Raw genomic sequence first — 12049 nt, 5'->3', positions numbered from 1 at the left:
TAATTACTTTGTTACCGGTGGGACACCATGAAAAGAACCTTTATCTGGATGGTGTTTCCCCTGATGGGAGCGATCCTCTTCTGGGGGATTGATGCACTTGTTATGGCGCACCATGGCACATGGTCCACGGCAGCCTGGATTACCGCCAAGAGCATTGCCCTCCCCGTGGCCTGCGGCAGCGCCTTCTGGCAGATGGTAAAGCTCTTCTTCTGCCAGGACCGCCTCATGGGCGCCGCCATGGCCATGGCAACGGGAATCTGGGTGTCCGGCCCCCTCTATTACATCTACTTTTATCTCGCCTTTGGAACGCGTCCCATGTCCACCGCGGAGATGCTCTTCCACGTCGCTCTTTTCCCCATCACAACCCTTATGGTTTCCCTCTTCAACGGCTCCATCGGCGGACTACTGATCACCTCTGCGCTACTCGTCATTCTCGGCACCGGCTGGCTGGGGATTCCTGGTCATTGCGAGGGTAATCATCAGTGAACCGAGAGGGGGGCGGACGCCGTGGGAACAAGGGCGATATCAAAATTGGCCGCCCCCCAGGCAAGAACCTCCTTCCCGTTGGATCCTGCGAGGGATTCAGGAGGACGCTGCCCCAAGAAGCGTAACGCGGCCAGGATAAGCCTCCCTCCTTCGACGGCCAGATCGAGGCCGGCGGCGAGGGACACGGCATTGTCCCGCTTGGAGAGCTTACCCCCGCCGGCGGCGGTAACCAGGGGAAGATGGGCGTAGACCGGTGTTTCGTAATCGAGGAGACTCTGGAGCAGGATCTGCCGAGGAGTCGATGACAGGAGGTCGGCACCCCGCACCACCTGGTTCACACCCTGGTCGGCGTCGTCCACGACCACAGCCAGTTGGTAGGCGAAAAGCCCGTCGGCCCGCTTCACCACGAAATCTCCGCAAATTTGTGACAGGTCATACCGCTTCTCCCCCATGACGAGATCCCGTACCACGATAGGTTCGCTCCCCACCTTCACGCGGTAGGAGCGCGGCTCTTTCCCAGGCTGCAGGCCGTTGCGGCAGATATTGGGATAAGCCACCTCCCCTTCGCCGTCGTGGGGGGCCGAGGCGGCTCGGGCGATCTCGGCCCGGGAGCAGCCACAGGGATAGGCCTCGCCGATCGCCAGAAGGCGCTCGAAGGCGGCACTATAGGCATCAGACCGGCGGCTCTGCCACATGACCTCGCCGTCCCAGGCAAAACCGAGGGCTTCCAGGGTGCGGAACATGTCATCCGCCATCCCCGGCACGACCCGAGGGGTATCCAGATCCTCCATCCGGAGGAGCCAAAGTCCTCCCTCCCGCTTCGCCATGGCATAACTACCCACGGCGGCCACCAGGGAACCCAGGTGAAGGGGACCAGTGGGAGACGGGGCGAAGCGTCCCACAACGCTGCGGTTATCAGGTATCTGTTCAGACATCATACGAATACGGACCAACCCTTGATGAGAATCCCTTCAGGTGCGATAAACTTGAGGCAGGAGGCTGCCATGGGGAGAGGAGTGGTTCGACTTTTCATACTGGCCGGTGTTTTGATCGTGCTGTTGATGACCCTGACCGCCACCGGTGCGGCCGGTTCTATCGGCCCCAAAGGCGAGGTAACGCTTTACTTTTTCTGGGGCGAAGGCTGTCCCCATTGCGCCAAGGCAAGACCATTTCTCGATGACCTCCGGCGGAAACACCCCGGCCTGCAGGTTTGCGACTACGAAGTCCTATCAAATCGCAAGAACGTCGATATTCTCATGGCCATGGCCAAGAAGCGGGGATTTGAGGCAACCGGTGTCCCTGTCTTCATCATCGGCAATCACGTCATTGCTGGCTTCTCCGAAGAAAAAGCGCGGGACATCGAACAAAAGGTCTCAGTAGAGTTGGCGGGCCGGGAGGCTACGGCGCCACCTGCAACAAACTCGCCGCCGGCAGGGGAAACCATCACCATCCCCGGTATCTGCACCGTGAACCCTGCCGCCATGTCGCTGCCGGTCTTCACCGTCGTCATTGCGGCCCTTGACAGCTTCAACCCCTGCGCCTTCTTCGTGCTGTTCTTTCTCCTGAGCCTCATGATCCACGCCCATTCCCGCAACCGCATGGCGCTCGTGGGAGGAACCTTCGTCTTGTTCTCGGGGCTCGTGTACTTCCTCTTCATGGCAGCCTGGCTCAACCTCTTCCTGCTGACCGGCACCCTGGCCGCTGTCACAACGGCAGCGGGAATCATCGCCCTCATGGTGGCTGTCATCAACATCAAGGACTTTTTTTTCTTCGAAAAGGGGATCTCCCTTGTCATTCCTGAGGAGAAAAAGCCAAAACTCTTCGAGCGGATGCGTCATCTCGTCCACACCGGAACGCTCCCTTCAATGCTGGCGGGGACGGTGGTTCTGGCTGTGGCGGCCAACAGTTACGAACTTCTCTGCACCGCCGGATTCCCCATGGTCTACACCCGGCTTCTGACCCTGCGCGCCCTCCCCTCCTCCGAATACTACCTCTACCTGGCCTTTTACAACCTGATTTATGTGATTCCCCTTGCCGTCATCGTCGCCATCTTTACCGCAACACTCGGCAGTCGCAAACTGACGGAGTGGCAGGGGCGGGTCCTGAAGCTCCTCTCCGGCATTATGATGCTCATGCTCGGCCTAGTCATCCTGCTGAAGCCGACCCTCTTGAATAATGCCCTGGCTTCGCTGGTCCTCATGGCGGTGGCCCTCAGCGTCACGGCCATCATCGCAGTGGTTGCACACCGGATGAGTCGACAAACCGAAAAACCCCGTCCTTAGGGGACGGGGCTAACAGCACGGACAACACCTAGCCGAGGAAAGAGCAACAGTAATCGGTGAGGGAGAGGACCTTCATGGTGAAGGAGGAATTGGCCGGCACCTCGAAGGATTCCCCGCCTCCGATCCGGTCCCACAGATCGCTGCCGGGAAGCTTGAGATCCAGTTCGCCGGTGAGGATCTCCATGATCTCCGGGGCGCCGGTATTGAAGGTATACTCCCCCGGTTGCATGATGCCGAGGGTCTTCTTGGTGCCGTCGGGGAAAATGACGGTGCGGCTCACGACGCCGCCATTGAAGAATACGTTTGCCTCCCGGACTACGGTTACGTTGATGAATTCAGACATATTTCCTCCATTCTGAAATTGGTGCAGCACTGTTTTTTTATGCGATTCCCGCCAGTTCAAGCCGGCCTCCCCAACGCCGAGCCAGCTCCGTCCGGAGCTTATCGTGCCGGGGCAACCGCAGCTCCGGATCCACCTCTGCCACAGCGAAGGCCTCCTGTCGGGCCTCTTCCAGGATACGACCGTCCCGCAGGATGTTGGCGACGCGAAAATCGGGAATTCCCGCCTGGCGGGTGCCGAGGAAATCGCCGGGGCCCCGGATCTCCAGATCGGCCTCGGCAATCCTGAAACCGTCGGTGGTGGACTCCATGACCCGGAGCCGCTTCTCGGCGTCCTCGGAAAGGCGCTCGCCGGCCATGAGGATGCAGCGGGATTTCTCGCTCCCCCGCCCCACCCTTCCCCGCAGCTGGTGGAGTTGCGACAGGCCGAACCGCTCGGCATGCTCGATGACCATCACCGTGGCATTGGGGACGTCGATCCCCACCTCGATGACTGTGGTGGCCACCAGGATATCGATCTCCCGCGCCTTGAAGGAGCGCATCACCGCCTCCTTCTCCTCGGGCTTCATCCGGCCATGAAGGATGCCGAGCCTCAACTCCGGGAAGATGTCGTTGGCCAGGTGCTCGGCCATCTGGGTGGCGGCCTTGAGATCCGACTTCTCCGACTCCTCTACCAGGGGGTAGATGACGTACGCCTGATGCCCCTTGGTCACCTCGTCGCGGATGATGCCGTAGACCTGCTTCCGGCGTGACTCGAAACAGATCCGCGTCTCGATGGGGGTCCGCCCCGGCGGCAACTCGTCGATGACCGACAGCGAAAGGTCGCCGAAAACAGTCATGGCAAGGGTCCGGGGAATGGGGGTGGCGGTCATGACAAGGATGTCGGGGTTCTCACCTTTTTTCCGCAGAAGCCCCCGCTGCAGGACGCCGAAACGGTGCTGCTCGTCCACGATGCCGAGGCCAAGCCGATGGAACTCCACCTTGTCCTGGATCACCGCATGGGTGCCGATGACGATCTGTGCCTCCCCACCGGCTACCCGTTCCAGGGCATCCTTCTTCGCCTTCCCCTTCAACGACGAGGTAACGAGCGTCACCGAAACGCCCAGTTCGTCGCACCAGCGGTGAATGTTCAGATAATGCTGCTCGGCAAGGATCTCGGTGGGTGCCATGATCGCCACCTGGTAGCCGTTCTCCACCGCCACCAGGGCCGCCATGAGCGCCACGAGGGTCTTGCCGCATCCCACATCCCCCTGTACCAGGCGGTGCATGGGGTGCGGAGCCATCATATCCTCCTTGATCTCGGCCAGGACCCGCCGCTGGGCCCCGGTCAGCGAGAAGGGGAGGAGTTTCAGGAGCGGCTTCGTGTACGTGTGGCTGACAGTGAAGGCGATTCCCGATTCGAGGGTTACGCCACGTTTTTTCATGGCCAGCCCCAGCTCAAGGAAAAAGAACTCGTCGAAAACCAGGGTGCGATTGGCGGGATCCTTTCCTTCCTCAAGCCCCCGGGGATCGGCATCGCTGTCGGGGAAGTGGACCCGTCGGAGCGCGTCAGAGAGGGGCAGGAGTCCCTGGCGCCCCGCCACTTCCAGCGGCAAGGCGCTCTCCACGCAGGACGCATACTGGTCCACTACCCCTTTCATTACCTTCCGCAGAGTCTTCTGGTGGAGTCCCTCGGTGAGGGGGTAGACCGGCACCACGCGGCCGAAACTGACCGGATCCCGGGCCATGACAGATGCCACCGTTTCTCCCTCGGCCAGCCATTCGGCGTCCGGATGATGCACCTCGCGCTGGAGTCCAAACTGAGAGACCAGTCCGGTAAATATGCCCCGCCTCCCCTCCTTCCAGGTCTTCTTGAGAAAGGCGGGATTAAAATTGAACCATTTGAAGGAGATGGTGCCGCTTGCATCCCGCACCACCACTTCGAAGAAGCGACGCCCCCCCTTGGTGCTCACCACGTCAGCGGTAATCACCTCGCCGGAAAAGACACTCGTCACTCCGGGGCAAAGCCTTGCAATGGGCACCACTTGGCGGCGGTCCTCGTAACGGTTGGGAAGAAGATAGAGGGCATCCTCCACCGTGGCAATCCCCTTCTTGCCAAGGGTCTCCGCCAGCTTCGGACCGACCCCTTTTATGAACTGAATGGGAGTTTCCAGGTTCTTGCGGTTGATGGACTCATGGAGTCGGCTCTGGACCGCACCAGGAGAAGGAGGGGCATGACGGGACAGGAGGATGCCGCCCGATGTCTTTTCCAGTAAGACCGGATCGCCCGGCTTGATTCCCAGATCCTTCAGAAGGTCGTCGGGTATGGCTAGCTGACCGTTCTCGGCAAGAGTAACAACCGGCATGGCTCCTCGCTGCGGATAGACGAAGGGCGAAGAGGTTTCCCCCTTCGCCCTTGTGGCATAGGTTTACTGGCCGATAGCGTTCAGGTCTTTCAGGACCTCGTTGACATCGAGACCATGGGCGCTGCACCCCTGCTCAAGGGACTCGTTCTGAGCACCCATGCAGCCGATGCAGCCGAGATTGTACTTGCGAAGCACCTTGGCCACTTCGGGGTTGGCCTGGAGGGCTTGGGCGAACGTCATATCCTTGGTGAATTGCTGGCTCATTGCATTTCCTTTCCTTGTTGAACGGTTGGTGACGAAAAATCAGATATATTTGATGTCGATGATCTCGTATTCCTTAACGGACCCCGACGGCACCTTGATTTTGACGCTGTCGTCGAGCTTGTGGCCGATGAGGGCCTTGCCGACCGGCGAGGTGCACGAGATCTTCCCCAGCTTGATGTCGGCCTCCTCTTCGCCGACGATCTTGTAGGTTACCTCTTCCTCGCTGGTGGTGTCGTAGAGGGTGACGGTGGCGCCGAAAACCACCTTGTCGGGCTTCAGGCCGGAAAGATCAACCACGTGGGCACGGGCAAGCTTTCCCTGGAGTTCCTGAATGCGTCCCTCGATGAACGCCTGGCGGTTCTTGGCGGCGTCGTACTCGGCGTTCTCCGAAAGGTCGCCGTGGCTGCGGGCCTCGGCAATATCCTGGATCACGCGGGGCCGCTCCTCGCGGATCAGACGCTTGAGCTCTTCCTGAAGGGAATCGTAACTCTCTTTTGTCATGGGTACTGAATAGGACATCGTACTCACTGCTCCTCTATGAAAATCGCGGGGCAGCCGTTTGGCCGCCCCGTTGGTACATTCCGCCAGATTGAATTCCGGAGAGTAGCCTCCTTCGGCAACTTCTCCGCCTGGCTCAGGCCAGGTATTCCTGCAACGGTTTCACATCAAGTTCGCCGTTGATCATGGCGATGATCCCTTCTGCAGCCGCATTTGCTCCGGCAACGGTGGTGAAATAAGCCACGTTGTGCATGAGAGACTCACGCCGGATAGAGAAGGAATCGGCCACGGCCTGAGCACCCTGGGTGGTGTTGAGCACCATGCAGACCTGCCCACTCTTGATGGCGTCGACGATGTGAGGCCGTCCTTCGAGCACCTTGTTGATCACCTCCACCTCCACACCCTTCTCCTTAAGGTAGGCGGCGGTACCCCGCGTGGCAACCAATCTAAAACCGGCATTATAGAGCTTTTTCGCTGAGTCGACAATATGTTTCTTGTCGGCGTCATGGAGGCTGATGAAAACCTTCCCCGATCGGGGCAGTTTCACGTTGGCGCCGAGTTGCGCCTTGGCGAAGGCGGTGGCGAAATCGGAACCGATCCCCATGACCTCACCGGTAGACTTCATCTCCGGTCCGAGGATCGTGTCAACACCGGGGAACTTCACGAAGGGGAAAACCGCTTCCTTGACCGACATGTGCTTCGGCACGATGTCGCCGGCAACGCCCAGCTCCTTCAGGGACTTGCCGGCCATGATCCGGGCCGCGATCTTGGCCAAGGGGCGCCCCGTGGCCTTGGAGACGAAAGGTGCTGTCCGGGAGGCCCGGGGGTTCACCTCAAGGATGTAGATGGTCCCGTCCTTAATGGCATACTGAACGTTCATGAGCCCCTTGACGTTCAGCTCCAGTGCCATGACGGTGGTCTGGCGCCTGATCTCCTCCACCAGTTCCGGCGAAATTGAATGGGGCGGCAGACAGCAGGCTGAGTCGCCCGAGTGGATGCCGGCCTCCTCGATGTGCTCCATGATTCCGCCGATAACCACCTCGGTCCCGTCACAGAGGGCGTCTACGTCGATCTCGATGGCCTTGTCCAGGAACTTGTCGATGAGGATCGGATGCTCCGGCGACGCCTGGACGGCGGTGGTCATGTAACGGCGCAGATTCTCCACGTCGTAGACGATCTCCATGGCCCTGCCGCCAAGAACATAGGAGGGACGCACCACCACGGGGTAGCCGATCCGGTTGGCCACCTCTTCCGCCTCCTCAAAGGAGCGGGCGGTACCGTTCTCGGGCTGCAGCAGGTTCAGCTTGTGGAGCATCTCTTGGAACCGCTCCCGGTCCTCGGCCCGGTCGATGGCGTCGGGAGAGGTGCCGATAATGGGAACCCCGGCCTTCTCCAGGGCAACAGACAGCTTGAGCGGAGTCTGGCCGCCGAACTGGACGATGACCCCCTGGGGCTTTTCCAGATCGACTATGGAAAGGACGTCCTCGTAGGTGAGGGGCTCGAAGTAGAGGCGGTCGGAGGTGTCGTAGTCGGTGGAGACCGTTTCCGGGTTGCAGTTGACCATGATGGTCTCGTAGCCGTCTTCTCCCAGGGCGAAAACCCCGTGGACGCAGCAGTAGTCGAACTCAATCCCCTGTCCGATCCGGTTGGGACCGCCGCCGAGAATCATGATCTTCTTCCGGTCGGTCACCTCGGCCTCGCACTCCTCCTCGTAGGTGGAGTAGAGGTACGGGGTATAGGCCACGAACTCGGCGGCGCAGGTATCAACCCGCTTGAACACCGGCTTCACGCCGAGAGAAAGGCGCAGTTGACGGATCTCCTCGTCGTTCTTCCCCCAGAAACGACCGAGCATCTTGTCGGAAAAGCCGTACTGCTTGGCCTCGCGGACGATGGCAGCCAGATTTTCCCTGGTTTCCGCCGCCAAATCGACCGTCCGCAGATCCTCTTCTTTCTCGATGATCTGCTTGATATTGTGAAGGAACCAAGGATCTATGGCGGTGAACTGGAAGATCTCGTCGATGCTCATGCCACAGCGGAAAGCATCCCCCAGGTACCAGAGCCGCTCCCAGTTGGGTACCCGGAGCTTGTCCTGAACAAGCTGCTGCTCCTTGGCGCTGAGGGCCCGACGGGTGTCGCCGTTGGTGAAAAGCCGCGATTCGAACCCGGCGGAGCCGATCTCCAGAGAACGGAGGGCCTTCTGGAACGACTCCTTGAAGGTACGGCCGATGGCCATGACTTCACCCACAGACTTCATCTGGGTGGTGAGGGTGCTGTCGGCGGCGGGGAATTTCTCGAAGGTGAAGCGCGGGATCTTGGTCACCACGTAGTCGATGGTCGGCTCGAAGCATGCCGGGGTCTCGCGGGTGATGTCGTTTCTGATCTCGTCCAGGGTGTAGCCCACGGCCAGCTTTGCCGCAATCTTGGCGATGGGAAAGCCGGTGGCCTTGGAGGCCAGGGCCGAGGAACGGGAAACCCGCGGATTCATCTCGATGACTACCAGGCGGCCGTTCCGGGGGTTGATGCCGAACTGGATATTGGAGCCGCCGGTGTCGACCCCGATCTCGCGGATGATCTTGAGGGCCGCGTCGCGAAGGATCTGATACTCCTTGTCGGTGAGGGTCTGGGCCGGGGCCACGGTGATGGAGTCGCCGGTATGGACCCCCATGGGGTCGAAGTTCTCGATGGAACAGATGATCACCACGTTGTCGGCGGTGTCGCGCATCACCTCCAGCTCGTACTCCTTCCAGCCGATGACCGATTCTTCCACGAGAATCTCGTCGGTGGGGGAGGCGTCGATGCCCCCCATGGCCATCTTTTCATACTCTTCCATGTTGTAGGCAATGCCGCCGCCGGTTCCCCCCAGGGTGAAGGAGGGGCGGATAATGGCCGGAAAGCCGACCGTCTTGATCACCTCCATGGCCTCGGTGTAGTTGTGGGCAAGGCCAGAGCGGGGAACCGAAAGGCCGATCTTCTCCATGGCCTCCTTGAAGAGGGTCCGGTCCTCGGCCTTCTTGATGGCCGGAAGCTTGGCCCCGATCAACTCAACCCCGAACTTCTCCAGGGTGCCGTTCTCGGCCACGGCCACAGCGGTGTTCAGGGCAGTCTGGCCGCCGAGCGTGGGGAGAACCGCGTCGGGGCGCTCCTTTTCGATGATCTTGGCCAGTACGTCAGGAGTAACCGGTTCCACATAGGTTCGGTCGGCAAAATCGGGGTCGGTCATGATGGTGGCCGGGTTGCTGTTCAGCAGCACCACCTCAAACCCTTCTTCCTTCAACGCCTTGCACGCCTGGGTGCCGGAGTAGTCGAATTCGCACGCCTGGCCGATGACGATGGGGCCGGCGCCGATGATGAGAATCTTTTTGATGTCGGTACGTTTGGGCATTGCAACTCCTTGCTGATATGTATCGTCGAGAATGTAACTATCCGCGAAATATGAAAAAGACTGCTCCGGCCAGACAACAGGCGGCCCAGAGGTAGTCCAGCTTCAGGGGCTGTCCCATGTAGTAGACCGCAAAGGGGACAAAGACCGCAAGCGTTATGACCTCCTGCATGATCTTGAGCTGCCCAAGACTGAAGGTGCCGTATCCCATGCGGTTGGCCGGCACCTGGATCAGGTACTCGAAAAAGGCTATTCCCCAGCTCACGATCACCGCGATGTACCAGGGGGCGGCCCTCAGGTTCTTCAGGTGCGCATACCAGGCAAAGGTCATGAAGATATTGGAAAGCGCCAGCAAAACAATCGTTCGCATGTCAATCCTGCACCCAGCCGTTCTCCAGACCGGCTTCCTCCAGGGCCTCCACCGCTTCGTCGTACTCCTCGTCAGTGACCTTGCGGTGGATACCCGGCGTCTCGGCAGCCCGGTGAGCCGGGAAAAACTGGTTCATCAAGGCGATGTGGGTCTCGCTACCCAAGTTCGCGGCGATCCAGCGCAGGGTCTCGCCGCTGCTGGCCGCCCCCTCCGGCAGCACCAGGTGACGGATGATGAGACCGCGCACCGCGATCCCCTCGTCGTCCAGCACCAGGTGCCCCACCTGGCGGAGCATCTCGGCAACCGCCCGCCGATTCACCTCCCGGTAGCCGGGGGCCGAGGAGAACCGGACCGCCGGCTCTTCCGCCACGTATTTCATGTCCGGCAGATAGATGTCCACGACACCGTCCAAGAGTTGGAGGGCATCTATCTTCTCGTAGCCGCTGGAGTTCCAGACGATGGGGAGCCGGAACCCGCAGGGGATCGCCAGCCAGAGGGCTGCCAGAATCTGCGGCAGGAAATGGGTCGGAGTGACGAAGTTGATGTTGTGCACCCCGCGTTTCTGAAGCCCGAGCATCCGCTCCGCCAGTTCCAGCGTGGTCAGATCGCTCCCGTTCCCCTGTTGGCTGATGGGGAAGTTCTGGCAGAACCGGCAGTGGAGGCTGCACCAGGAGAGAAAGATCGTCCCCGACCCCTGTGAGCCCGAAATGGGGGGCTCTTCACCGTGGTGGACGTTGGCCGAGGCGATCCGAGGCCGCCACCCTGCCCGGCAGACGCCGGTCTCACCGGTCAGCCGGTTCACCCGGCAGTCGTGGGGACAGAGGTCGCAAGAGCGGAGCCGTGCGTAAGCCTCCCTGACCCGCTTCAGCAATTCGCCTGCTTGATAAAGATCTATGTACCGCATGGTTGTGTAGGAGCGTGATTGATCACGCTCAGGGCGCAACGAATTGCGCCCCTACGATTTATGTTTCTCCATCAGTTCCACGAACCGCCCGAACAGATAGTGGGAGTCATGGGGACCGGGCGATGCCTCCGGGTGGTGCTGGACCGAGAAGATGGGGAGATCCTTGTGCTTCATCCCCTCCACGGTCTGATCGTTCAGGTTCTCGTGGGCCAACTCGCAGGCATGTCCCAGTGACACAATATCCACTGAGAAGCCATGGTTCTGGGCGGTTATTTCAACCTTCCGGGTATCCATATCCATGACCGGCAGGTTGGAGCCGTGGTTGCCGAACTTGAGTTTCATAGTCTTGCCGCCGAGGGCAAGCCCCAGGAGCTGGTGGCCGAGACAGATGCCGAAGATGGGCTTCTTGCCCACGAATTTCCTGATGTTCTCGATGACGGTGGTCATGGGCTCCGGATCGCCGGGACCGTTGCTGAGGAAGATACCGTCAGGGTTCATGGCCAGGGCCTCCTCCGCCGGGAAGGTGGCGGGGACAACAGTCACGTCGCAGCCGGCCGAGACGAGGCAGCGGAGGATGTTGTACTTGATGCCGAAATCGTAGGCCACCACCTTGTACTTCAAGTCTTCCTGTTTCGCAGCGTTATACCCTGCCTCCAGGTCCCAGAGCTTTTCGGTCCAATGGTAGGGCTTATCGCAGGTGACGCCGGAGGCGAGGTCGAGACCGGCCATGCTCGGCACGGCCCGTGCTTTCTTTACGAGGCTCTCGTGGTCGAAATCGACGGTAGAGATGATCCCGTTCTGGGCCCCCTTGTCCCGCAGATGTCTGGTGAGCGCCCGGGTGTCGAGCCCCTGGATCCCCACCACGCCGTTCTCCTTCAGATAGGCGTCTAGGCTCATGGTGGCCCGCCAGTTGGAGTAGCAGTCGTGGTACTCCTTGACGATGAAACCCGAGAGGTAGAGCTGCTTGCTCTCGATATCCTCCGGATTAATGCCGGTGTTGCCCATCTGGGTGTAGGTCATGGTGACCATCTGCCCCCGATAGGAGGGATCGGTCAAAACCTCCTGGTAGCCGGTCATGGCGGTATTGAAGACCACCTCGCCAGTCGCCTCGCCGGTGGCTCCGAACGATTTCCCTTCAAAAATGCGCCCATCAGCGAGCGCTAGGACTGCTTTCATGAACTT

General features: G+C 60.3%; 11 protein-coding genes. 2 read left to right on the top strand and 9 right to left on the bottom strand.

From position 1 onward, the window contains the following. The first annotated feature begins 27 nt into the window (after positions 1-27). A complete protein-coding gene (locus GMET_RS08960) occupies positions 28-486 on the top strand; it encodes a hypothetical protein (RefSeq protein WP_004513322.1) in 459 nt (152 codons plus the stop codon). Here GMET_RS08960 and gluQRS read toward each other — a convergent pair. Then, entirely contained in the window at positions 480-1421 is a 942-nt protein-coding gene (gene gluQRS / locus GMET_RS08955; protein ID WP_187148475.1) for a tRNA glutamyl-Q(34) synthetase GluQRS, read from the bottom strand. The two genes, GMET_RS08960 and gluQRS, sit on opposite strands and share 7 nt — an antisense overlap. A gap of 69 nt (positions 1422-1490) precedes the next feature. On the opposite strand from gluQRS, the gene GMET_RS08950 reads away from it, so the two are divergent. Further along, positions 1491-2768 carry a glutaredoxin family protein gene (locus tag GMET_RS08950; protein WP_004513324.1) on the top strand — a complete coding sequence of 426 codons (1278 nt, stop codon included), beginning with the start codon at positions 1491-1493 and terminating at the stop codon, positions 2766-2768. 28 nt (positions 2769-2796) lie between these two features. Here GMET_RS08950 and GMET_RS08945 read toward each other — a convergent pair whose 3' ends face one another. From GMET_RS08945 to carA, 8 genes are all read right to left on the bottom strand, one after another. Continuing rightward, the gene (locus GMET_RS08945) at positions 2797-3111 is read right to left on the bottom strand and encodes a pyrimidine/purine nucleoside phosphorylase (RefSeq protein ID WP_004513325.1); all 315 of its coding nucleotides are present in this window, start codon (positions 3109-3111) and stop codon (positions 2797-2799) included. Positions 3112-3148: 37 nt separating this feature from the next. After that, positions 3149-5452: an ATP-dependent DNA helicase RecG gene (recG, locus tag GMET_RS08940; RefSeq protein WP_004513326.1), complete on the bottom strand. Its 2304-nt coding sequence runs from the start codon at positions 5450-5452 to the stop codon at positions 3149-3151. 63 nt (positions 5453-5515) lie between these two features. Next, entirely contained in the window at positions 5516-5716 is a 201-nt protein-coding gene (locus GMET_RS08935; RefSeq protein WP_004513327.1) for a DUF1858 domain-containing protein, read from the bottom strand. Positions 5717-5755: 39 nt separating this feature from the next. Beyond that, the gene (gene greA, locus GMET_RS08930; protein ID WP_004513328.1) at positions 5756-6235 is read right to left on the bottom strand and encodes a transcription elongation factor GreA; all 480 of its coding nucleotides are present in this window, start codon (positions 6233-6235) and stop codon (positions 5756-5758) included. 115 nt (positions 6236-6350) lie between these two features. Next, a complete protein-coding gene (gene carB, locus GMET_RS08925; protein WP_004513329.1) occupies positions 6351-9596 on the bottom strand; it encodes a carbamoyl-phosphate synthase large subunit in 3246 nt (1081 codons plus the stop codon). Between the two features lie 37 nt (positions 9597-9633). Further along, positions 9634-9963 carry a DMT family protein gene (locus GMET_RS08920; RefSeq protein WP_004513330.1) on the bottom strand — a complete coding sequence of 110 codons (330 nt, stop codon included), beginning with the start codon at positions 9961-9963 and terminating at the stop codon, positions 9634-9636. A gap of 1 nt (position 9964) precedes the next feature. Continuing rightward, positions 9965-10867 carry a radical SAM protein gene (locus GMET_RS08915; protein WP_049756793.1) on the bottom strand — a complete coding sequence of 301 codons (903 nt, stop codon included), beginning with the start codon at positions 10865-10867 and terminating at the stop codon, positions 9965-9967. A 51-nt stretch (positions 10868-10918) separates the two neighbouring features. Next, complete coding sequence (carA, locus tag GMET_RS08910; RefSeq protein WP_004513332.1) at positions 10919-12043, bottom strand: glutamine-hydrolyzing carbamoyl-phosphate synthase small subunit; 1125 nt, start codon at positions 12041-12043, stop codon at positions 10919-10921. Positions 12044-12049: the final 6 nt, after the last annotated feature.

Source organism: Geobacter metallireducens GS-15 (assembly GCF_000012925.1).
Lineage (GTDB): Bacteria > Desulfobacterota > Desulfuromonadia > Geobacterales > Geobacteraceae > Geobacter > Geobacter metallireducens.
This window is presented reverse-complemented; position numbering and strand designations above follow the sequence as displayed.